Origin of the sequence: Brevibacillus fluminis (assembly GCF_003710825.1) — a bacterium.
Classification (GTDB): Bacteria; Bacillota; Bacilli; order Brevibacillales; family Brevibacillaceae; genus Brevibacillus_D; species Brevibacillus_D fluminis.
Window position 1 is genome coordinate 94,988 of sequence record NZ_RHHQ01000008.1, and the last position, 25,228, is coordinate 120,215.

Annotated in this window: 13 protein-coding genes and 1 pseudogene; all 14 read right to left on the reverse strand. The window is 46.9% G+C overall.

The annotated features are described in order from the left end of the window. Positions 1 to 15 precede the first annotated feature (15 nt). The 14 genes and pseudogenes from EDM56_RS09925 to EDM56_RS10000 all read right to left on the reverse strand — a co-directional run bounded on the left by EDM56_RS09925 (position 16) and on the right by EDM56_RS10000 (position 25,225). Entirely contained in the window at positions 16 to 996 is a 981-nt protein-coding gene (locus tag EDM56_RS09925; RefSeq protein WP_122917760.1) for an NAD(P)-dependent alcohol dehydrogenase, read from the reverse strand. 255 nt (positions 997 to 1,251) lie between these two features. Beyond that, positions 1,252 to 1,500 (reverse strand): annotated as a pseudogene (locus EDM56_RS09930) (helix-turn-helix domain-containing protein); the annotation flags it as partial. Positions 1,501 to 1,697: 197 nt separating this feature from the next. After that, positions 1,698 to 2,483 (reverse strand): enoyl-CoA hydratase/isomerase family protein, encoded by a 786-nt coding sequence (locus tag EDM56_RS09935; protein WP_122917761.1) that lies wholly within the window; start codon positions 2,481 to 2,483, stop codon positions 1,698 to 1,700. A 243-nt stretch (positions 2,484 to 2,726) separates the two neighbouring features. After that, entirely contained in the window at positions 2,727 to 4,046 is a 1,320-nt protein-coding gene (gene argH / locus EDM56_RS09940; RefSeq protein ID WP_122917762.1) for an argininosuccinate lyase, read from the reverse strand. Between the two features lie 31 nt (positions 4,047 to 4,077). Further along, positions 4,078 to 5,649, reverse strand: a complete 1,572-nt coding sequence (locus EDM56_RS09945; protein WP_183192382.1) for an APC family permease — start codon at positions 5,647 to 5,649, stop codon at positions 4,078 to 4,080. A 231-nt stretch (positions 5,650 to 5,880) separates the two neighbouring features. Continuing rightward, the gene (locus EDM56_RS09950; RefSeq protein ID WP_122917764.1) at positions 5,881 to 7,176 is read right to left on the reverse strand and encodes a hypothetical protein; all 1,296 of its coding nucleotides are present in this window, start codon (positions 7,174 to 7,176) and stop codon (positions 5,881 to 5,883) included. Positions 7,177 to 7,365: 189 nt separating this feature from the next. Then, complete coding sequence (locus tag EDM56_RS09955) at positions 7,366 to 11,187, reverse strand: GLUG motif-containing protein (protein ID WP_183192383.1); 3,822 nt, start codon at positions 11,185 to 11,187, stop codon at positions 7,366 to 7,368. Positions 11,188 to 11,449: 262 nt separating this feature from the next. Continuing rightward, positions 11,450 to 12,268: an alpha/beta hydrolase family protein gene (locus tag EDM56_RS09965; RefSeq protein ID WP_122917767.1), complete on the reverse strand. Its 819-nt coding sequence runs from the start codon at positions 12,266 to 12,268 to the stop codon at positions 11,450 to 11,452. Positions 12,269 to 12,315: 47 nt separating this feature from the next. Further along, on the reverse strand, positions 12,316 to 13,284 hold the full coding sequence (locus EDM56_RS09970) for a DMT family transporter (protein ID WP_183192384.1): 969 nt from the start codon (positions 13,282 to 13,284) through the stop codon (positions 12,316 to 12,318). Positions 13,285 to 13,331: 47 nt separating this feature from the next. After that, a complete protein-coding gene (locus tag EDM56_RS09975; RefSeq protein ID WP_183192385.1) occupies positions 13,332 to 14,450 on the reverse strand; it encodes an FAD-dependent oxidoreductase in 1,119 nt (372 codons plus the stop codon). Positions 14,451 to 14,551: 101 nt separating this feature from the next. Next, positions 14,552 to 15,379 carry an alpha/beta fold hydrolase gene (locus EDM56_RS09980; protein WP_122917770.1) on the reverse strand — a complete coding sequence of 276 codons (828 nt, stop codon included), beginning with the start codon at positions 15,377 to 15,379 and terminating at the stop codon, positions 14,552 to 14,554. Positions 15,380 to 15,678: 299 nt separating this feature from the next. Next, on the reverse strand, positions 15,679 to 16,032 hold the full coding sequence (locus EDM56_RS09985; protein ID WP_122917771.1) for a Na-translocating system protein MpsC family protein: 354 nt from the start codon (positions 16,030 to 16,032) through the stop codon (positions 15,679 to 15,681). A 1,110-nt stretch (positions 16,033 to 17,142) separates the two neighbouring features. Continuing rightward, positions 17,143 to 23,229 (reverse strand): X2-like carbohydrate binding domain-containing protein, encoded by a 6,087-nt coding sequence (locus tag EDM56_RS09995; RefSeq protein ID WP_122917773.1) that lies wholly within the window; start codon positions 23,227 to 23,229, stop codon positions 17,143 to 17,145. A gap of 889 nt (positions 23,230 to 24,118) precedes the next feature. Continuing rightward, positions 24,119 to 25,225 (reverse strand): response regulator, encoded by a 1,107-nt coding sequence (locus EDM56_RS10000; RefSeq protein ID WP_122917774.1) that lies wholly within the window; start codon positions 25,223 to 25,225, stop codon positions 24,119 to 24,121. Positions 25,226 to 25,228 lie beyond the last annotated feature (3 nt).

A 25,228-nucleotide genomic window follows, 5' to 3' on the forward strand; every position in this document is an offset into this window, starting at 1 on the left:
AGCAGCTGCCTATCATCAGCAAGTCGTATCGCTCTTCACAGAAATGACCACATTCCCCCGTTTGTGCCCCGTTTCCACATAGCGATGTGCCTCGGAAATCTGTTCCAATGGATAACGTCTATCGATGACCGATTTTACCTTTCCGGTCTCAATCAGTTCTTTGAGGAATAGTAAATCTTCAGATTTGTCGATGCTTGCATTCCCACCTACGACCTTCTTGCTGGTAGTCATTGAAGTCCACAACCCACGAATGACCGGTGACAGCTCCATGTGGACAGCTTTCAGATAGAATCCGTTTTGCTTAAGAGATTGTACACAACCTGAAAACGAACTCTTGCCGACTGTGTCAAAAATAATATCGTAAGTCTCACCGCTTTCGGTAAAATCCTCCTTCGTGTAATCAATGACGTGATCCGCACCTAGAGACCTCACCAATTCTAAATTCGAGGTGCTGCATACCCCTGTAACTTCCGCCCCAAAACATTTGGCAAGCTGCACCGCAAACGTACCTACGCTTCCAGAAGCGCCATAGATCAGGACTTTTTGGCCGCTGCGGATTTTCCCTTTTTTGAGAAAATGCAATGCTGTCATTCCCCCAATCGGAACGGCGGCGGCATCCTCGAAGGTCATATTCGCAGGTTTGATTGCCACCGCACCGTCTTCGGGTAGACACTTGTACTCGGCATAAGCGCCATAACGAATCCCGCATGAGGCAAAAATTTGGTCGCCTTTCTTGAAGCGTTTCACGTCTTTTCCTGTTTCTTCAACTACTCCAGCAAGCTCAAACCCCAATATCGTTACTTTTTTTGGGCGCGTCAAACCATTGAAAAGCCTTGCCAAGAATGGGTCTGCCTTTCGTATGCGCCAATCCCCTGCTGTAACGGTTGTCGCATAGATTCTGACCAGAATTTCATTGTCTTTGGGCGTCGGTTTTTCTACCTCTTTGAGTTGAAGAACATCAGGTGGTCCGTATTTTGTATATACGATTGCCTTCATAAGTACTCTCCTTTCTTGACTTCGGTACACCGTGTGAATGGCTGTTTATATATACGAGTGTAGAGTTCGGAAGTTTCCGACAATTACGTTCACTACTTTCACAGGATTTTCCCCAAAGACGGGCGTGCCTGTGGCCACACCCAAGAACGAACAGATTTTCTCCCTACTGAAAAAAACCGCTCGAAAATCCATGCGTAAGTTGGGATCGGTAAAAATCAATCGGGTCATTACGCGGTTGGCTTTCGGAATCGCGGAAGATAATTGAAGGGCTCTGCTCACGCTCTCGAGAACTTCTCTTGATACGGAAGCGACTCTCCCCTGTTCCAGCCATGTATACCAAGTGATGCTGACTCCCGCAAGCTGTGCAACCTCTTCCCTGCGCAACCCCGGTGTTCTTCTCCGCCCATAGCGACTCGCAATTTCGACACGCTCCGGCTTGATCCGTTCACGGCGGGATTTTAAAAACTCCCCAAGGATTTTGATTTTTTCACTTTCCAGAGACATGGAACAACCGCCTTTATATCGCCATGATGTTTTGAATGATTGCATTATAACACTTGCAGGGCACACGCTTAAACGGTTAGTCGTTTTCATGATCTATGTGAGCCTTTGTCGATCCTCAAAAACATATGATAAATTCAAAAGAACGCAACCTTGGTTGGCTGCGTTTCACGTTATGTTTGGTCTACAAGTTGTTCTTTCTATCTCCCTTTAAAGGATGGCTGCGTCTTTTCCAAAAATGATGCAGTTCCCTCTCTGAAGTCCTCTGTGGACGCGACCAGTCCGAAGTAATCTGCACCGAGTAGCGCTGACTCTTCTAACGTTAGGTTACATCCACGATGAATGGCCTCCCACGTCAATTTTACTGCGATCGGTGACTGAGATAGAATTTCTTGGATAAGCCTTTCAGCTTCTGCTAGTACCTGATCATGCTCAACAACCCGATTAACCAACCCGATTCGATGTGCTTCCTCTGCGCTTATCGCGTTTCCCGTGAGCAACAGTTCTGTCGCACGCCCCTTACCGATCAATCTGGGAAGTCTCGTAGTTCCTCCAAAACCGGCAACAGCTCCAATACGGACTTCTGGATGCCCTAACCGAGCATGAGTAGCAGATATACGGAGCGCACAAGATTCCGCTAACTCAAGCCCGCCTCCAAGTGCAAAGCCGTTGATAGCAGCTACAACTACTTTCCCCAATGTCTCGATTTGATTCGTAACCGTAACAGCTAGTTGAGCGAATTCCCGTACTTCCAAAGGAGTGGCTTTATTGAGAAACTGAATGTCCGCACCCGCGGAAAATGCCTTTTCTCCAGCACCAGTCAGGATCACTGCCTTAACACTTGGATCAGTTTTGATCCGGTCCAAGATGGACGAAAGCTGTTCAAGCACATCTCGGTTTAAAGCATTTAGCGCTTCCGGCCTGTTTAGTGTAATTTTTGCGATTCCGTTTTCTTCTGTGTAGAGGACTAGTTGTTGATTTAACATCTTAACCCCTCCAATCGTTTTGTGTACCCGCATAAGCTAATCTTTTTTGTCTAGATACCGAAAATGACTGAGCGTTCGCTCATAAGTCCCCTCACATACAAAATATACAAAATTATGCAAAAAATCAATGCTTTTTTATTCTGTGTGACTGATCGTACTCGAAAGCTAAAAACCCGATCCATTTCACAGGATCGGGTCATGGTTCAACTACTTCATTACAGTTTCAGCGATTCAAATTATTCCTTATCTCAACAAGCCCACCTTGATCCCTTTGTTTAAGATGTTCGGATAATCGATGAACGCATAGATATCTTCATCGATAATTGAACTAATCTGCTTCAATTCTTCCAGCGTCAGCTCTTCGATCGCTTTCTGATGATCCTCACAATAAATCACGATGGAACCTACGATGCTGTGAGCATCTCGGAATGCAACCCCTTTGCTAACCAAATAATCCGCTACCTCGGTCGCATTCAGGAAGCCTTCCTTCACTGCTTTTTTCATCGTTTCATGATTGACCTTCATCGTCGCGATCATCTTGGACATGATGGCGAGGCATGACTGGACGGTATCCAAGGCAGTAAAGAATGGCTCTTTGTCTTCCTGCATGTCCTTGTTGTACGCAAGCGGCAAGCCTTTCATCGTGGTGAGCAGTGAAGTCAACGAACCGTAGACTCGTCCTGTTTTTCCACGAATGAGCTCGGCGGCGTCGGGATTTTTCTTTTGCGGCATAATGCTGCTTCCGGTGGAGTATGCATCATCGATCTGGATGAATTTGAATTCCTGACTGCTCCACAAAATCAGCTCTTCGCTCAATCGACTCAGGTGCATCATGAGAATGGAGAAGCCAGACATCAGCTCCAACAAGTAATCGCGATCGCTCACCCCATCCAGGAAGTTGTCAACTGGCTTTGCGAATCCTAGCTCGTTGGCGGTCATTTCCCTGTTGATGGTATGAGTTGTACCGGCTAGGGCACCGCAGCCAAGTGGACTTTCATTCATGATCTCGATTGCGTTTTCGATTCTCTGTTTGTCACGCCTCAGCATCTGATCGTACGCCAGCAAATGGTGCTGAAAGGTGACGACTTGTGCGCGCTGGAGATGCGTATAGCCAGGCATGATGACATTGTTTTCTTTTGCCTTTTTTTGCAGGCTTTGCTTCAGGTCTTCGATTCTGTTGATGACATCCAGCGCCTTGCGTTTTGCATAGAGTCTGATATCCAATGCCACCTGGTCATTTCTGCTTCGCGCGGTATGGAGTTTTTTTGCCGTGCTTCCAATCCGCTCTGTCAGATTCGATTCCACAAAGCTATGAATATCTTCATAATTCCCTTCGATCGGCAATGTTCCCGATTCAATATCTTCGAGAATGGAGATGAGTCCTTTGACAATCTCCTCTCCTTCAAGCTGTGTGAGAAGCCCGCTTTGCATCAACATGTTGACGTGGGCGATGCTCCCTTTAATATCTTCCGCGTACAGTCTTTGATCCACATGCAGAGAACTGTTGAAGTCCTCCATGAGTTTGTTTTCTTCTTTTCGAAAACGGCCTCCCCAAAGCTTCATAACGATGTTTCTCCTTTTCTCACATTCGTGTTTACTGTTGATTCGCGATGCTTTCCTCCAGCTCTGCTACGTTCCCAATTTTGCGCATATACCACACGCCGTTATAAACAGCCAAGTAGTAAAAACCAAATCCAACCACTGCCGCAATCACCGACATGTATGGTTCAGGAAGAATGCCGATTCCTCCGAAATTGCCAAAATAGGACAAGGCAATGAGCATGAGGATATACACAATCAAGTACAAACCGCCAAGAATCTCTTCTTTTTTATTCTTCCGGATAAAATGGACGATCAAGTAACCGCCTACTCCTATAATCAAACCTGTAATACCAAGCTGCACCTTGCTCCATTTCGTCCAATAAATCAGAAGCGTAGCGAACACAAAAGCCAATGGCGCGATCAGGTTCATGCCCGGAAGACCTTTGTCTTTCGTCAGGCCAACCTTGCGAAACACCATGACGGTTACACATGCAGAGGCGTATTTATAGATCCCGATCGCTCCGACGATGGCGACAATGGCAGTCCAACTTTTCAATGGGAACAAGAATAAGAGTCCGATGACAAAGTTGAAAGCGAGTGCACGTGTAGGGACACCAAAGCGTTTGTTAATCACCCCGAAGTAACTTGGCAAAAACCCGCTTTTCGCCATTCCGTATACATGGCGGGAGGTTCCCGCTGTATATGCAAGCGCCGAGCCTGTCGGCGAGACCATAGCATCCGCGGTAATGATCCAAGACAGCCAGACCATATTGGCAATCATGGCCAAATTGGCAAAAGGTGAATCAAATTTGATTCCGCTCCAGCCATTTGCCAGCATTTCAGGTGGAACCGCGCCAATAAAGACCACTTGCAGGAGCACGTACATAATCGCGGCGACTACTAGGGAGGCAATCAGCGCGAGCGGGATGTTTCGTCTCGGATTGACTACTTCTCCACCCATCATGATAACGTTGCCAAAACCGGTATAAGCAAAGAAAATTCCGCTTGTGAGGATGGCACTTAATCCCGCACTGATGCCGTTTGGAGCAAAACCTTGGCTCGTGAAGTTTTCCGCATGAAAGCCTGTCATGAAAAAGGCCAAGATGGTGAGGACAGGTACAACAAATTTAATGACCGTAATGACCGTGTTTGTGACCGCAAACAGTTTTACCCCAAAATAGTTGAAAACAACGAAAAAGATCATCAACAAGGTAGCTGCCAAAATACCTGTTGTTGTCAGTTGCTCACTCGCTACATCATAAAGGCCTGGCAAAAACTGATTGGCATATTGGATGACTCCGGCCGATTCCACTGGTGCCGTCGCACAGTAACCGAGCCAAATCGAATAGCTGGTCACGGTCGCCAGCATGCTTCCATGGGAATAGAGAGGGTAGCGCCCTAAACCGCCCGATTCAGGCTTGACCCTTCCTAGTTCGGCATACACCATCGCGATTAATGTAATCGCGACTGCACCGATCACCCAAGAAAGTATGGCGGCAGGTCCAGCTAATTTCGCCGTAGCCCAAGGACCAAACAGCCAGCTTGACCCGATGATCCCCCCAAGAGAAAGTGCCGTAAGAGACCAAAATCCCATTTTCTTTTTCAAGTATTGTTCTTGATCCATGAAATTACCCCTCTTCTCACGTTGTGTAGGCATATTCTGTCCAAATGATAAGGCGACTCCTTCCTCCTCTTTTGTGAAACCTAGAGCTGTGCTCCTTCACCAAAACTCTGCAAACTAATTTCGGGTATAAAAAGGGTAAATGCAATATATAGATTATATTTAAATCATTCTCATTTTTCAATCCACAATCGAAAGAAAATAAAAAAAAATAACCATTCAAACATAGAATGGTTATTTCAAGCGATATCGTTTCCCTGGCCTTCCCCGTGAAGACAACGATTCTTCCCCAATATATTCAGCCAAATCCACTTCACAAAGACTTCCCAAAAAACGCCGTGCATTCCGTTCATCCCAATAGAGATGGGCAGCCAAATCTTTGACCGTGAAGTCGTTCCAATTCATCCTCTTGATCAAGGCCGTTACCTTATGATAGTTTTTTACGCTAATTTTGACACTTTTCAGTTTTTCAATCAGCTCTTTGTCATCGAAGCGGCATGAGAAGCTGAGTTCATCTTCTTCCCCTGCGGATTGGATAAGCGTACCGTCCTCACGAATGATCACGATTCCATGCTCTTCCTTTTCCTGTGACAGTTGCAGAGCACGCTCCGCATTAATTTCGGCCGAATGGACAGTCACCCCATACCCGACTCCTACACTGACGGTATGGTCCGCTTCCTCTGAGAGCTGACTTACCGTATCTTGCAGCATTTTGATTTCCCTTTCGATCGCCCCGCGTGAACTGAAAATGACATACCGACCATTTCCTTTTTCCAACAAGGAGCCATCTAGCTTCTCACAATACCGAAGCAACGTTTCCTTTACCTTCATCTCAAAAAACTGCAGCTGGTAGGAGCTTTTGGCCTTCTCGCTAATCTTGTCAAAATGCTCGATTTCCACCATTTGAACGCCAATCTGTGTATCTTTATAGAAAAAAGTCCACGTCTTTTCATCGAGAATGCGCAAGGCTTGCCGTATCTCCATGTCTGTACTTGATATTCGGTAAGTCGGTACCCCTGCTTCTTTCAGCGCCAGTGCGACCGCTTCAAAACAAGTCAATGCGCCTTTCGTTTTTTTGCTTCGATACAAATCGATATGGAAATTGATGAGCTCTTGGGTGCTCGATTTTTCGTCAAACGTCTTCACATAAATCTCTTGGGGAGTGATATCAATTTGTTGTAGAGCCTGTTCCAAGTAAGAGGTCGTAATCTCATCGATACTTACTTTGCTTAAAAATTCTTGCTGGTAATACCCCATATGCAAAAGACTTTTATAGATACCCGATTCTGTATGCTGGATAAAGACTAATCTATCATCTGCTTGTAACGTGTTTTTTGCGATCATATAAGAAATCTGACCCGAAAATAGCCAGACATCGAGGGCATGGTCGTGCTCCCGAACAATCCCTTCCGTTTCCTGAAAATCACGATAAGGAAACGCTACAAATTCCATTGTCCGCTCATATTCTTTTCCAAGTTGCAGGATGCGTTCTACGGATGAATGAGGACCGATAACCCCAACTTTGTACATGATTACCTCCTATTTCAAAACCCACAAATCTTATTGTAACTGGATTGGAAAAGAAAAAATAGGGTGGAGGCGGTTTTATTAAAGGGTAGTTTACATTGCTGGCATTAAAAATAGCTCAGGTAGTCAAAACTTTACCTGAGCTATTTTATAGAGGAATATTTTTCGAGGCAACAGCGGGCTTTTTCTCGTTTATTCTGTAACGGTCACTTGAATCGTTACTGTTTTCCCTTGGTATTTTGCTTGAATTTTTACCTTTCCTTTGGCTTGTCCAATGATCGTGCCATTTTTCACGACAGCAATTGACTCGTCTTCACTCGACCACTTTGCTTGCTCCGTTACGACTTTTTTCGAATCGTCCTGATACCTAGCGGTTAGCTTGATGCTTTGTTCTTTTCCTGCTGCGATCGTAACCTTCTGTTTGCTGGCAGAGAGTCGCTTGATTCTCTTCGTCTTGCTCACTTCTATGGTAGCCTCAGTTGTCTTGCCACCATACGCAGCTGTGATCACAGCCGTACCAGGGGCGATGGCTGTCAGTTTTCCATTCGGATCAATGGTTGCGACCGCTGGCTTACTGGATTCCCATATTACCTCTTCCGTAACATCCTGTGTTTCCTTGTTGGATAGCGTAGCTGTCACTTGGATCTGTTCGACTTGACCAACGTCTACCTGCAGGTTTGTAGGCTGCACCTCCAGCTTTGTCACATCGAGCTTCGAGATCAATACTGGGATTTCTACTTTCTTGCCTTGGTAGCCAATCGTAATCGTCGCACTTCCCTCTTTGTTCCTCGCTTTGATTATGCCTTTCGCGACTGTCACGATTGATCTCGAGCTAGAGAGATAGCTCACTTCTTTATCGTGGGTAATGTTTTCTTTTGTTCCATCGGAATAGATGGCATGTACAGCAATGGACGCTGATTTGTTGGGTTTCAGCAAAATGGTTTTTTCTGATACGTCCAGTCCGACCAGCTTTTTCTCATCGAGCTCAACAACCTTCACCTGGCTCGTCGCCGTTTTGGCTTGGTCTGTCGTCGTAACAGTAATCGTAGCGGTACCGGCAGCGATTGGCGTTACTACACCTTTTTCGTCTACTGTTGCTACTTTCGGATCGCTGCTGCTCCACGTCACGCTGTGAATGGTTGCGTACGAGGGATTGATCGTTGCACGCAGGACAGTCGTTTGCCCTCCTGCGGTCAAGGTGAAGTCCGTTTGATCCAGGCCCACGCTTGTAACCGGATAGTATGAAGGAACCGGAGTAGACGGAGATTGTGCATTCACTGTCACGGTATACATTACCTTTGTTGTTCCATCTTGCGCAGTGACAATGACCTTTTTACCCGTCGCCAACGTTCTCGCAACCGTGATTCCATCTGCATCGTAGAGTTCAAAAGTTGCGCCTTCCGCTGGTGTAATCGCTGCTTTAAACGATGCTAGCGTTGTCCCATAGGGAATATTCGTTATACTTTCACTCGTCGTTCCGCCTGAACTTACGCTGCCGATCGTAGAGGTTAGCGTGGCCGCGCTGCTTAGCTTATAGACCCACATTATCATAATATTCCATAACGCCATGCTGCCATCCGCCGCCGTTACCTCGTAAAAGATCGGCCCATCGAAATTATTTTCGGTAACTCCGCTCACTTGATCGATACCGAAGATCTTTGCCGAAGCACCATCGGATAACGTGAACGTAGCAGCCACTCTCTCCAGGTTCGTGCCTAACGCGATTTGAATAGAAATCGTTTTCGCAGCCGTATGGATCGTTCCGGTTTCTCCCGCCAAGCTGAACGATGTGATGTCGTTCTCGCTGCTCGCCGCAACGGTCACCGTGACGGTCCAGTTCTGCGTGCTGCCATCCGCCGCTTTCACCTCATAGACGACCGGGCTCGTAAAATCGTTGATGGTTACTCCGCTCACTTGATCAATGGCTCCAACCTTGGCCGCGGCTCCGTCGGATAATGAGAAGGTGGCGATCAAATCGTTCAAGCTGGTGCCGCGCGCCACTCGAATCGTGACCGAATGCGAATTGTGATCGATCATCGCCGTTCCAGTTTCCTCTGCCAAGGTGAAAGCCGTGATGTCTTTCGTGCTGTTCCCCGCTACGGTCACAGTATACGTAGTCTTCGTTACTCCATCCTGCGCGGTTACAATCACCATTTTGCCGGAAGCCAATGTCGTTGCGACGGTGATTCCGTCTGCATCGTAAATTTCGAACGTTGCATCCGCTGCTGGCGTGATTGCTGCCCTCAATGCAGCTAACGTTGTACCGTAGGGAATGTTCGTTATACTTCCTGCCGCTATATCTCCGATCGTGGAGGTCAGCGTCGCATTTGAGCTAGGCATAATCCAATGCGCATACAAGGTTGTATTGGCCGTTATATGATAGGAATCCCCCGGTTTAACGGTACTACCGCTCCCATCCGGGTTCGTGTTCCATCCAGCGAAAAGGAATCCCGCCTTTTCCAAATCGAGCGTTCCAGAGTCAATGTCAGCTTCTGTTCCCGGCATGTAAGAGCGACTCGCCGGAACGCTCCCGCCGGTGTTTCCGTTCCCGTCATAATCCAAGTAAGCCTGGATCGCTCGCAAATAAGGGTATCCGCCATTATGCAAATCGATCGCCCATGTATTTGAAAAGTCCCAATGATTAGCGGCATCCGCTTCATAGATGCTTCTATCCCGCATATCCGAAGTGGATTTGCCTACGCCTCCGGCCGAACCATTCTGTCCGGTTGCTTCCATATCGTAGAAACTGTTGACGGGATCGGGCGCTCCAAACCGGGAAATGCCAATCAAGCCTCCTGTGCTACTATCGCCATTCACGTTTCCCATGGCGTAGCTGTTGATAATCTCTCCGCCGACAGAGCTGCCGTCCGCTGTGGAGCCGTTGTTGCCGACCAAGCCGCCTATTTCGACTTTTCCGCTTACCGCTCCCGAGGCATAGCTATTGCTGATACTTCCAAAGTTAAGGAAACCAACCAAGCCACCTACGTCGAAAGCTCCGTTCACAGTTCCCGAGGCATAGCTGCGGCTGATCTCTCCATTGTCGTTATAACCAACCAAGCCGCCTACGTATAGATCAAGACCGCCCCCGCTCACATTCCCTGTCGCGCTGCTATTGCTGATTTTTCCGCTGTGGGCGGTCGATGTGTTACCGTTGTTACCAACTAAGCCCCCCACATAAGAAATGCCGTTTACATCACCCGTAGTGCTGCTATTGTCGATTTCTCCACTTTCGTTCCAACCAACCAAACCGCCAATATAAGATCTTCCGCTCACGCTTGCCGAAGCATAACTCGTATGAATGTTGCCGCTGCCATTAGTGCCGACCAAGCCGCCTATATAAGAATTTCCGCTCACGTTTCCTGTAACGAAGCTATTCTCGATTGTAGTTCCGCCGCTGCTAGCACCTACTAGCCCGCCTACAATTTGCGCTCCGTTTACGCTCCCTTTGAAGTAGCTATTCGTTATCGTTCCCCCACTATCGAGCCCGACCAAACCGCCCGTTTGCGTACTCGATCCGGTCACACTCCCTGTGACGCAACTATTTTCGATTGTTCCACCGGCGTTTCTGCCAACGAGGCCGCTTACAGAATCCAGCCCTTTAACGGAGACATTTTCCAACGTTACGTTCGTAATCGTGCTGCTATTTCCGATACTCGCGAACAAACCCAACGCATTGCCACTATTGATCGTCAGCCCCGTGATTGTAAACCCGTCACCATCCAGGTGACCATAAAACGGAGAACCGACTGTAGCGATCGGAAGCCAGCCTGCGCCTGCGGCGTAGCTGCTCAAATCAATATTTTGGGTCAGCTTGAAATAATCGTTCGCATCCACATAATTCCTGACGTTATTGAGTTGTTCAGGCGTTCCAATGAGATACGGGTTGTCCTTTGAACCAGTGCCTCCGGAAAAATCACTTTCAGCGGCCGCGGCATTTCCACTCCCGAAACCTCCCCCCGTAATCGCCCCGAACACCATCAACAACGTTACGATCCATATCGTTACTTTGCGCATTCCGCTTTCTCCTCTCGATGACATCTCCATTAGTAAAAATTGTACGGTTGTCCAATAAAAGAATTATGAAAGGCATGTCCCTGTAAAACGACAAAAACCGCGCTGGAACAAGCCTTCGCGGAGTTTTGTTGATGGCAATATTTATTTTTTTCGGCGTATTTGGCGAACAACAAATCGTAGACGCGCAACACATTCGTCGGAATCCGCGTTACTTCGAAACCGCCCCCTCCCGCCATAAAAAAACTGCGAGAAATCCCGGCAGTCAAGCGTTCAGCAAGCCCACGATTGCTTCCATAACAACGGGCCATGCATCTGAATTTGGATCGATAATGGCAAAGTGCTCCGCGTTGGAAATCGTTTGGACGATTACATCGTCACCTGCTACCTTTGCTGCTTGTTCGAACTGCTGACTAAGTCCAACTGGCACATTACTATCAAGGGAACCATGAATTAGTGCAAGGGGTACTCCAATCGGTAAAAGAGCGATAGGTGACGCTTCCTTATACCGTTCTTTAAAGTCCTGCGGCATACCACCAATCAGATCACGTGTGGGATTATCCTTGATTCCCATTTTCAACTCTCTTACTTGATGTATGTTGTGCATGACGTCCAGATCACAAACACCTGCGAGACTAATGGCTCCTTTCACTTGCAAAGGATTGTCGCAACCTTTTATGATACTTGTCGCGGGAAGTCGATGTCGTGCAGCAATCCATAGGGCGAAATGTCCACCGGCTGAATGTCCGATCGTGAAGATGCGGCGCAAATCAAGCGGATAATCATTCGCAAGCGTTCGAACAAAATCGGAAGCTTGTGCAGCATCAAGAAAAGTCCCCGGCCACCCTCCTCCTTCCTGTCCAACCCGTCGGTATTCAATGTTCCATGTTGCAATCCCCTGAACCGTTAATGCTTCTGCGAACGAATCCATCTGGTCTAGCTTAAATTTTTCTCTCCAGAAGCCTCCATGAATCACAATCGCAACGGGAAAAGGGCCATTACCTTCTGGCAGCCGCAAGTCGCCAAATTGGTTTTCATTTTCCCCATAGGAGATTCGAAGTTTTTTACCTACTATATACCCCATCCTCTTCCTCCTTTATCTGCTGACTTTTTACCGACATGCAGTCAATCTCATGAAGGTATATCTATGGAAGATACACCGATAGGTTCCGGTGTCCGCTGCAAAATAACGGCAGCGCTGAGAATCAAAACACCACCAATGATTTGAACGAAAGAAAGAGTTTGACCCAAAAAAATTGCTGCAAGCACGGAACCAGAAACCGGTTCAAAAATAGCCAGAATGGAAGCTCTTGATGCACCGATCATGCGAATACCGGTCAATAACATCATGGTTGGAATTGCTGCTGCCCCAACTCCCGCGAAAAGCAGCATGGGCCAGAGCGAAACGTTTTGGAAAGGCTGCAGCAACGACTCCTTTTCTCCGAAAGCGAGGCCAATTCCGGCAAATGCGGCAGCACCTGCTAGTAAAAAAATCGTTGTCGCATAAGAAGCAGGAATGCTTGGATAGCCGCCCCGGCCAACAAGGAAATAAATCGACATCCCTACTGCTGATCCAAGTCCCAATAATATCCCGATGGTATCAAATCGAACGGCTCCCCCTCCAACCATTTGCCCAACAATAGCTAACGTACTTCCACCCAAAGCAAAGACTAACGCGGTAACCTTAGGAGCATTAAACGCTTCTCGTCCTGTCATAGCGCTGATCAATGTCACCAATGCCGGATAGATGTAAAACAGTAGAAAAGCTAACGCAACAGTTAAGTGAACGAATGCATAAAAGATCGCAAGACTGTACGACATAAAGGCAACAGCAGCAATACACAGATTACGCCACTGCCATCTGGGAATCTGGGATAAAGGTTTACGTTCAGAACCCGCTGGGCGCCCAACACCAAACAAAAGAAGAACGAGCATAGCAAGTGCACCGATCGTTTCACGCCAAGTAGCGAAGGCCACAGGGCTCATCCCGGCTTCATAAGCAAAGTTGGTTAAGACCCCCAGATTTGAAAAAAGAGCGGAAGCAATTAACACAATCAGGATTCCGGTGAGTTGAGACTTGCCTTGTTTACCATCTTTCACAGTCATCGCCCCTTTTTGATCGGTTTTGAAATCACTATCGATTCATCTCATCGTCCTGTAATATGTCTAGCTGCTAGACTCATCATTGACTCGATATTTTCCGAATGGATTGCTTTTCTGATCACATCTGAGCGGACATGCAGTAGCTCTTTTGGCCAGTTTGATGCCGCTGAACCGTAGATCCTTGACCAAATCTGCGTCTTCTCCGCCGTAGGCTTCATCAGACCTTCCCATCTTCTAAGGGCCGTATCGACATCGAAATGTTCGAGTTGTTTGGCTAACTCCAACGCACTCGTGATACTGACCCCTGCTCCTTGACCCAAATTGGGTTCCATCCCATGTGCTGCATCGCCAAGTAAAGCCACACGACCGATCGACCAAGCGTGTAAGTAAATATAATAAAAATGGCGGTCTAACCTTGCTTGGTCGATACGTTCGATGACAGATTCCAGGTGAGGGAATGAAGAAATCCACTCCTCTTTATTGATCGGATCTGAAAGTCCTTCAACATCTGTGGAAGGTGCCGTTAAGTAAACATACCGGAATTGATCGGTAGATGGTGCTATACCAATGCGCCGATAGCCCGACCAATGCTCCCTCGCAATCCCTTTTTCATCCGCTTCAATTCGGGGAATCAGAGCTCGTAAGGCACCATTGCTCATCTTTTCCATCGTTTGGGCAATATTGAGCGATTGACGTATATTGGAATAAACCCCATCCGCTGCAACAACCAGATCAGCCTTGTATGTTCTCCCGTTATCCAGGGTTAGTGAACCTGAAGGATCAGCAGAAACTGCACAGGCATTGGTTTCAATGGATACCCCAGCGTTCCTTGCAGCTCGAACCAAAGCACTGTGGATCTGTTTCCGAGGAATCACACAAAAACGGTTCCCCTTTGAAAACAGGGTGGAATGGATCAACTCTCTATTTTCGTCCATCATGTTTAAGCTGGTGATAAATTCTACATTTTGACACGCTTCTTCAAATACGTTGATCTCTTCTAATACCTTCAATCCATTTTCCCACGTATAAAGGCCAGCCCCGATTTCCCTTAGTTCCGACGACCTTTCTAACAGGTGAACATCCCATCCACGTTGGGCAAGTGCAGTTCCTACTGTCAAACCAGATAATCCGGCACCAGCGATGATTACTTTTTTATTCCCCAATTCAATCAACCTCCTGTTTTTGGGATGAGCGTGCTGTAACCAATCAAAAGCCCCCATGTTCCAAGCCATATTGATGAAGAAAATGGGGGCAGTGAAAAGCATTAACGGAGTTGAGAAACAAAATCGTTGATCAGATTCGCTACGGCATCCGGTGACTCCAGGGTAGGAAAGTGTGTCTTGCCGGGGATATGTTTGAAATCAAACCACGGATGCTTCTCTTTAAATGTCTGTTGCATCTCTTCATATCCAGCTGCGGCCGCCTGCGAATAAATGTGCACGATCGGCCGTTGCGGGTCCAGCGCACCCATTCGCTCAAGAGGCGACCCCCATGTTCCGTATGCGTTCTCGATGACGCGGCATGATCTTTCCCACATATCAAAACCGAAACTAGCCATTTCCTTGTTCATGTGATCGATGACCGCGAGATCGGTACTAATGCCTAGCCAATGGTCGAACAAGCTCTGCCGTCCAGTCACCCAGTCTTCAGGATTCTGGATATCTTGCAAATCTTTGATGAACGCTGCTCCAGCCTCGATTAAAATCCAGTCAATCACCACCGTTTGAGGCGCTCTTGCCGTTCCAAGCCGTTGGCAAATCTCAATGTTTGCCCATCCCCCATGTGAGGTAGATACAGGAATCACCTTCTGGATATCCAGCGCATTCAGCACCGCGATGACGTCATCAGCCTGCTCGCTAACCCCAAAATCTCCAGGCGGACGCTCGGGATCGGAGTGTCCACGCCAGTTCAAACGAATGACTTTGTGTTGCTCGGCTAACGGTTTGACGACATGGTTAAACAACCTGTGATCTTGACACCAGCCGCTCAACAGCAGCAATGCTGGCCCATCTGCCTCACCGTGAATATCGTAGGTAAACTGGTGCCCATTGATCGTAATCGAGCTAAGTTGGCTATTTTCTTGATTTATCATGAAATCATCTCCATTCTTTATTTTTTAGCAAATAAGAACGTTTCGACCATCCAACTGCTGTCTGATTATTGCTTCCTATCCCCCCTTTTTGAAAACGCAAAAAAGGGCAGACCACAACTTATAAAACTAATAAATTAGTTTTAATAAGCTATGGTCTGCCCCCTGATTTCACGTATCAAGAAACCACCCAATGCTTTTCAAATGAGCAAAGATTCCTCACCCTTGCTTTCACTATTAAATTTTCTTTGTATTCATAATTATAAATAAATTCAGAACAAAAGCAAGCGCTTTCATTCAATTCAGCAGATTTTATTTTCGAATACAAGGACTCCAACAGCTGAATCATTCTCCAAATCCCACGCTTCATAATTTTGTATCACTTTTGATTCCACAATTTTTTCAAACGTTTTGATGTATTCATCGTTTGTACTTTCTACAAATAGCTGCCTTCCCTTCAATACTACATTTTTCCCTTCTGGCATTTTTAAAATGTTTTTTTCCATTTGCGTGAGAATCCCTTTAATAAAGAAAATCAATACGTTATCCGCTATTTTTATTTCGGTATCCCGTGGTCCTCTGCCTAACGTTTCTTTAATATAATAACTGATAAAGTTGGATACTTCTCTTTCCAGCGTAACCCGGGTTTTATTCATTTGCTCACTCCCACCTTACTATAATGTTGTTGAGAACATTATACAGAACAGTTTTACATGGGGAAAGGATTAGGGTATGCGGGGTGCATTTAGCGAGTAGTAGGTGGTGTATTTATAGGCAGATAGACAACAATAAACAGGGTGAACTCGTCTATGAAAGATAAAACGCTGACACTTTTTGTATGCTTAGCAACTCTTGGGACACTTTATTTCCTAGGTTTTTTAATGAAAACCGATATTCTAACTATCATTACATTCCATAGGGATGGATCTACTTTCAGTTTTGTCGGAGCTTTTATATGGGTACTATTTTCAGTTTTTGTATTCTATTTTATTGAGCTTTATAAGAAAAGAAGGAAGTAGCCTCGCTAATCCTGTGGGATATCATATGCTGTCCTCCTCTGCCTTCGCAGCTACAGTCCGAAGCCTGTGAATTACACGCCTGACTGCCCGAACGATTCGCCAACCTTCCTTTCAGCTAACTTCTCCCCGTTGCGATAAATCCCGAGTTCCTCCCACTGTGTGGGTGCTAACGCTCATCTCCGGGTAAACATACAGCATCCGGCTATAACGAGTATTTCTTCAACAACATATCGATACTGCCTTGCATCCGAATGCCTAACTCCTGTTCAATTTATTTCACACCGCGTTCTGACACCTCTCTTGCATTCGAGAAAAGTTTGGCTTGTAAAAGCCGCTCAATATACTCCACATATACATTTTCCAGATACGGTTCTTTTTTCAACAGCTTCTCATAATGCTACGATCATGACTGCAATCTCGTTTCTTCATACAGTCGGGAGAACACTATTCCTTTATACTCCATCGCAAAAGGACCTAATGTACGGATTGTCAGGATCTCTGGCTGCCGTTCTAGCACCTTAATGGACTGCTCGTCGTTGAATACGGTAAAAGCTCAGTGCTAACAGCGGGAACGTTCAACGTAACCTCATCCGGCGATTTCATCAGCACATTTCCGTTAACGCACACGAAATTGTACTTTAAGCACGAAAAGCTCCCCTCACAGAAACAAGTTTATGTAACCTGTCTACTGTATGGGGAGCATATCACTTGTGAAAAGTCCTAATTAATTTTTAAAAGCGCCCGAATTTAGTTATTCGAGCCTGCCAACCTCTGGAGCAGGATCGTCAATTCTTTCTGGGTAATTCCTTGGTCTGGACGAAACGATCCGTCAGCATATCCTTTCAAAATCCCTTGTTTCCTTACCGCTTCAATGATGTTTACCGCCCAATGTCCTTTAGTATCCGAAAATGAAGCAACCTCACCATTGTTTACGGAAATTTGTTTCCACTTGGCGATAATCGTTGCCATTTCGGCCCTCGTAACCTTGCGATCGGGATGGAATTGACCATGTCCATCTCCCACCATCAGTCCTGTGCTGCTCACTTGCTTGATGGCATTGACTGCCCAATGTGTCTCTTGGACATCTGCAAGGGGAATGAAGGCTATTGGTTTTTCTTTCTTTATAATTTTGGCGAGCTCATAGGCAACCTCTGCTCTACTCAGCATTCGATTCGGATCGGTGAGCACCGCTGCGTTGATAGAAAGAATTGTAAAGATACTGAATTTATCAATCTCGATCTCAAAGCCTGTCAGGTGGCCTTTTTCATCGTATTTGGCCTGCCCGCGTTTGAGCTCTTTTTCCCCATCCGTATGCTCAACGAAAACAGCTAAAGAGGCGAGGAACGCATCGACCTTCTCCGGTTGCTTCGGCAAGGTGTTTTCGTCTAGCGGAAATACGACCTTTGTAGGGATACTGTGATAGTTTGTCTCAATCGTCATTGGCTTCCCGATGATTTGAACCTCTTGGCCGTTTGCTGCTTGCAGGACTTCTGCCGCTTGACCGACTCGCTCGACAGCATCCGTGACTTCACTGGAATTCTTAATGGGGACAACCTCAAAGTAGAGTTCATTCTGCGGTAAGTTTGCCACCATTTCTTTTGGAATCGTAATTGTCGCCTTTTCTGTCTTGATTTCGAGAGAAACGCCTTGTTTTTTCATCCAATCAAGCGCGACTTTGGAGAATTTCACCGCGACTTTGTCTGCAGGATCATTTGGCAGGTCATCCACCACAATACGAACAACGTCTTTTCCGTGTTGGGATGCTTTGGTGAGAATCTCTTTTACATGATTAGCCTCGATGACAACCGTATCGACTTTTGCGCCGCTTTCATTGATTTGTCTCGTGATCTCGACTTGTTCCTGCAAGGAGTTGTCATTTCCTGCCTCCACTACCGCTTGGCGTGTTGTTTCATGTTGCTCATCTGCTCCCAGCTTGGACGATTGCGTGTCACCTGCATGATTATGGCTAGATCCACCGTCATCACCATCATTGTCATGCCCATTATCTTCGCGTTGAGCCTTCTCGACGGTGACACTCACTTGTACTGTTTTGTTGTGGCTATTCGTCACGCCAGCAGGCAAGTCCATCAACGTACCATCGACGGTAAATTTCTGTCTCTTACTCACATCGGGATCATAATCGGCACGATCCACGTCCCAGTTGACCGTCACCAAGACCGTGCTCTCATCATCCAAAACCACTCGCACCTTTTTCTGCAAACCAAGTGAATGCGCCGTTTTGGCTGTCCCGTTTTCCAAGCCTGTAATTGAATCGGGATTGATCACATCTACGATGTCGTGTTTCTTTTGTCCATCATCTGCATTGACGCTGACTCGAATTTTTGCTGTTTTTTCTCCTGTATTAGTAGCTCCGTCAGGCAATGTGAGGATACCGATGATGAAGAAGCTTTGCGCCTCCTTGCTCGTCGGATCGTAGCTTGCCCCTTCTACATCCCACTTTACCCGTACTTGCATGGTACTATCGTCATCAAGCGTCACTTGTACTGTCTTTGGCAGTTCAAGTGCTGTGGCTGTTTTTGGCGTACCGTTGGGAAGTTCGGTGATGGCGGAAGGATTAGTTATTGCAACAATATTTCTCGTTCCTTCCACAGCAGCGTTCACTCTGACTCGAATGCTTGCCGTTAGATGTTTCGGATTGTCGATATCCACTGGCAATTTATCAAAAATTCCTATGATGCTAAAAGTCTGTGCTTTCTTATCATCAGGATCATAGCTCGATTCTTCTAGGTCCCAGTTTACGTGCATTTCCCTGGTGCTGTTGTCATCGAGTTTTACTTCCACCATCTCAGGTAAACCGAGCGCTTTTGCGGTTTTCGGCGTGCCATTTTCCACGTCTTGAATGGTAGCTGGCTGGGTAATTGCCACAATTTCTTTTTTCTCTTTTCCATTTACTCTGACTTGGATGCTTGCACGAAGGTTTTGCGTATTGCTCACTCCATTTGGCAAATCCACGAGTGTTCCGTAAACGGTAAAGATTTGAGTCTTCATATTGGTTGGATCATACTCAACACGCGATAGATCCCAATCAACAATTGCCTGTATGCTGCTGCCATCACTGAGTGTTATCGCAACCTTTTCAGGCAGGCCGAGCGCAGCGGCTGTTTTCGGTGTTCCGGAAGGGATGTCGGTAAGTGATCCCAAATGTTCAACAACAGTAATATAAATTTGAGTCGGGATGGCAGTTGTGGTTTGCCTTGCTCCGCTGTACAACACTTTGTTACCCGCTTCATCTTTTACCAACACATTGAAGTAGTAAGTCGTACCGGCATTCAATCCACTTGCCGTCGCCCTGGTTATATTTGTGGCCCAGTCTTGCACCACCGTGCCATTTGCTTCGGCATTCGCTACGGTATCCAGATTGTTGCTGGGCGAATACACCACTTTGTATTTCAGGTTCCCCGTACTTGTCACCGTATCTGTGGCAGCTGTCCAACCGAGATCCACACTGTTTTGTGTAGCATTGCTCGCTGTGATGGTGCCGCTGTTTCCTACTGTCGGTGCCGTGGTGTCTGGGGCAGCCGCTGTTGCTTGACTTGTTCCATTGTACAGCGCTTTGTTACCTCCTTCGTCTTTCACCAGCACATTGAAGTAGTAAGTCGTACCAGCACTAAGTCCGTTTACCGTCGCGCTGGTTATATTCGCGGTCCAGTCTTGCCCCACCGCTCCGTTTGCTTCCGTATGGGTTACGGTATCCAGATTGTTACTCGTCGAATACACCACTTTATATTGCAGGTTCCCTGGACTTGTCACCGTATCTGTTGCAGCCGTCCAACCGAGATCCACACTGTTTTGTGTAGCATTGCTCGCTGTGATGATACCGCTGTTTCCTACCGTCGGTGGCGTGGTGTCTGGGGCAGCCGTTGTTGCTTGGCTTGCTCCGCTGTACAGTGCTTTGTTGCCTGCTTCATCTTTCACTAACACGTTGAAGTAGTAGATCGTACCAGCAGTAAGTCCGTTTACCGTCGCGCTGGTTATATTCGCAGTCCAGTCTTGCACCACCGTGCCATTTGCTTCGGCATTCGCTACGGTATCCAGATTGTTGCTGGGCGAATACACCACTTTGTATTTCAGGTTCCCCGTACTTGTCACCGTATCTGTGGCAGCTGTCCAACCGAGATCCACACTGTTTTGTGTAGCATTGCTCGCTGTGATGGTGCCGCTGTTTCCTACTGTCGGTGCCGTGGTGTCTGGGGCAGCCGGCGTCGTATCACTGATTGTCACCGTCATTGTCGGATCGGTCCCCGCATTCATATCAACCGTGAACTCCTGAGCTCCCATACCCAGCGTTGCCAAGTACGCCTTCTTGAGTGTCAGCACATGACTCGTGCTATCATAGCTGTAATTCCCCGCACCGATGCTCGTCCCACTCAATGTCACGTCACTAAGTGTATTCCCGTTCGGTGTGATCGTAGTCGTTACATCTGCATGACCCACTGCTTGATCGTATTTGTCGAACGTTGCACTCGTTGGATTCAATGCGCTGTTCTGCGGCGTCGTATCACTGATCGTTACCGTCATTGTCGGATCGGCCCCCGCATTCATGTCAACCGTGAACACCTTTGCTCCTGTACCCAGCGTTGCCAAGTACGCCTTCTTGAGTGTCAGCACATGACTCGTGCTATCATAGCTGTAATTCCCCGCACCGATGCTCGTCCCACTCAATGTCACGTCACTAAGTGTATTCCCGTTCGGTGTGATCGTAGTCGTTACATCTGCATGACCCACTGCTTGATCGTATTTGTCGAACGTTGCACTCGTTGGATTCAATGCGCTGTTCTGCGGCGTCGTATCACTGATCGTTACCGTCATTGTCGGATCGGTCCCCGCATTCATGTCAACCGTGAACACCTTTGCTCCTGTACCCAGCGTTGCCAAGTACGCCTTCTTGAGTGTCAGCACATGACTCGTGCTATCATAGCTGTAATTCCCCGCACCGATGCTCGTCCCACTCAACGTCACGTCACTCAGTGTATTCCCGTTCGGCGTGATCGTAGTCGTTACATCTGCATGACCCACTGCTTGATCGTATTTGTCGAACGTTGCACTCGTCGGGTTCAACGTACTTTGCACAGCACTCGTTGTAAACGTCTGGTCGGTTCCGTAGCTCGTTCCCTGTCCGTTCGTCGCATACGCTCGGTAATGATAGCTCGTATTTGCGCTTAATCCGGTCAGATTGACGCTAAATGTTCCCGTTGTTCCCAATGTAGTCACTTTCGTATTACTTGTCGTTGGGTTAGCGCTCGTCGCGTACACGATACCTCGTTCGGTTATCGGGTCATTTCCATCCCCTGTAACCTCTCCCCCGACTGTAGCTCCACTGCTTGTTAGATTGGTGACTGTGTTGTCCGTTGTAACCGTTGGGGCACTTTGCACTGGAGCCACTTGGGTTTCCAAAATGAGCTGTGGTTTGCCTGTTGCTGCAGTATCCGCACTAATCGCGATCTCCACAACATTTCCAGGAATGCTAACCGTGTCATTGCCCAGAAGAGCGAACGAAGCAATGCCGTCCTTTTGTCCTTGCACAAACGATGTGACGTCAATATTGATCTCGCCCGGATCGAGGGAGCTGCCCGTTACCGTTTGCAATTTCTGATCCGATTCTTTCAACGGGAACACCACTCCCCAGGTGTCTACCGTGGAGCCGTATACGTCGATGAACGGCACGATTCCGGATTCACTCACCACAGATTCGACATTGAGGCGTAATGTTGCTTTCGTAATCGTTTTCCCTGACAGATTTGGCAATTTAAATTGAATCGCCGTTTTGTAATATTGTTGATCAGCCCCAGATGGTTTGCCTACAAGGTTGATATCCTCGTCGTAGATGTTGATGGCATCCCATGTCATGTCTTTTGTAGCCGCCACGGGGATTACTTCAGGCTCTGCCGTGGCCGTAATCGTATAGCTCTTACTCATCACTACACTGTCTATCATTCCTGTCTTCACCGCAATTGCTTTAATCGTCATGTTGCTGCTTACGGTGATCGGACTGCTATACACACTGCTACTGCTTGTCGGTGTACTTCCATCTATTGTGTAATAAATCGTTGCTCCTGACGTGCTTGTGCTCAGTACTACCCTAGTCCCCGATGAGACTGTCCCTCCTGCTGGATTGGCTGTCGGCGTTTCCGCATTGGCCAACGCGTTCACTTGTATCTTCGCAAAGTTGGTTGTTGCCGTCGCAGTTTGTTGGCCAGTTGCGCTGCTGTCCGTATTCGTCACGACGCAATAGTAGTACACGGTTCCAGCTGTTGCGGTCGGAGCCGTATACGTTGCGCTGTTTGCACCACTGATTGCCGTCGCTCCGACCGTGCTGTTCGTGGAGTTGCTGTACCACTGATAGCTCAGCGAAGCCCCGCCGCTCGCCGCGACGGTCAGTGTTGCGCCTGCTCCCACGTTTATCGTTTGATCCTGCGGCTGGGTATCAATGCTTGGCGTTGCCGCATTGGTCAACGCGTTCACTTGTACCTTGGCAAAATTGGTTGTTGCCGTCGCGATTTGTTGGCCAGTTGCGCTGCTGTCCGTATTCGTCACGACGCAATAATAGTACACGGTTCCAGCTGTTGCGGTCGGAGCCGTATACGTTGCGCTGTTTGCACCGCTGATCGCGGTCGCTCCGACCGTGCTGTTCGTTGAGTTGCTGTACCACTGATAGCTCAGCGAAGCCCCGCCGCTCGCCGCTACGCTCAGAGAGGCGGTTGACCCCACGTTCACCGTTTGATCCTGCGGCTGCGTATCGATGCTCGGCGTTGCTGCATTGGTCGGTGTGGACGCGATTACCGGATCACTAACCGTAAGATCGTCAAAATCCAATTTAATCGTTGTATTTGCGTAAATTCGAAACTCATCAATATTTTGCCATTCAGGACCTGAAAAAGTTAGTGGATAATTAACATTTTGAGGCGGTGAAAATGCTTTTGTTGCACCTGAAACAGGATTACCATTCAGATAACCGACAATTGTATATGTGTTCGTGGGACTATTTCGTTCTATAACGTTAAAAGAATCAAGTTTAAATGGACCCGTATTCGAGTGAACAAGTCCATAATCTGTACTCCCCCTGTTCGCATATCCCAAAAAAAGTAGTTCAGGTGTGGTACTAGGCGCAAGATTTCTAACTTGAACTCTGTTATAACCAACTGAATTAAACGGAGCGTATGTATTATCCATACTAAATGTCCAGTCTCCGATAATTTTTGGACCTGAAGTAGAAGCTTGGGGTATGGACAAACTATCAAAATTTTCATTCCGTGGTGTCGTCGCCGCATAAGCCTTTATCGGTAAAAATATCGATTGTGCTGTCGATGCAAGAAAAATCGCCATGCAAAGTAAAGCGAGCCAGATTTTCCTTTTTAAAGATGATTCTCGACTTTTCATAATAACCTCTCTTCCAACCGTTATATTCATACAAAATATGATTTTTGAAATCATGAGATTTGTTACATAAAACATCCCCTTTTTATCGAAAGAACAAATATGATTGCCCGGAATATCTGAGTCAATGAGATCCTCCTTATGCATTGGACAGGCAGATTTGGATGATTCCCCAGAATTCTAACAGGTGCTAATCACAAAAAACTCACAAAACGATGATTTTTGACAAAATAAATCTCGTTTATTATACAAAATGGCAATAAACAGAGAATAAACAAAAAAAGCCCTGGAATCCCTGTCGATTCCCGAAGGCTCATCATTTCACTTGCTATGAATGCGTTAATCTTTGAATAAACTCTCTCATTTGAGGATCGGGCGTCGTTCCAAGCTCCCGCAGGAGCAACTCTTCCAACATGCGATATTGCCGAAGTGCATCATTTTTCCTGCCCAGCTCTGCATACAAACGAATCACCTCATGGTTGATATCCTCTCTTACCGCATCCATTTTCAGAATTTCACAAAAGTAGTACAACCCTTTTTGAAGCAGATTTTGTTGTACGTGGAATCTTGCGGCAGTCTCCAACAGTTCGATGTAATCCTGTTCAATTTGGCGCGACTGATCGCTTGCCCATTCGTACGCCTTTCCTTTCAGTAATTCCCCTGTGTAGAGTGCTTCCGCTCGTTCGAACAGTTGAGAGCTTTTTTCAGTAGTTTGTCTGATTTGCTTCACCAATTGTTCAAATTCATACAAATCGCAATACACGGAGTTTTCTTCAATCCGGATATCGTGCTTCCCAACGATCAGGCAATTCCTCAGTTGACTCGCGCTGAGCGCTTTTCGGATATAATAGAGTGTTGAATTCAAATTTTTCCATGCGTTCTCCGGTTTCAAGTCACCCCACAAGGTATCAATAATCTCTTCTCGACTGACTGTCCCTTTGCAAACAAGAAAGGCAAAAAGTTCTTCGGTTTTCGGACTTCTTAACTTTACTGCCTCAGTATCCGAATCTCGCAGGTAAATCTTTAATCCATTAAACAAGCGAACCTCAATCGACGGTTTGGCGACTGTCTTCTGATGTTTTTTTCTGAGCTTGTCCAATGTTTTTGCTATTCTATGAACAGTTACAGGCTTCAATAGATAATCCAGCGCATTTAATTCAAAGGCTTGAACCGCATACTCATCATAGCCGGTAACAAAAACCACATCGATAGAATCATCGGAGTCAAGCAACAGGCTGGAAAACCGGATTCCGTTAATTTCCGGCATGGAAATATCCAGAAATGCGACATCGATCGGGTTTGCCTTGACATATTCATATGCCTCCAAAGGATTTAGAAACGTCTGGCATATTTCAATCTCACCGCTTTCGGTCAGGATCTTCCCCAAACGCTTCACCGACAATTCTTCATCATCCACAATAATGGCTCGCAGCATGGA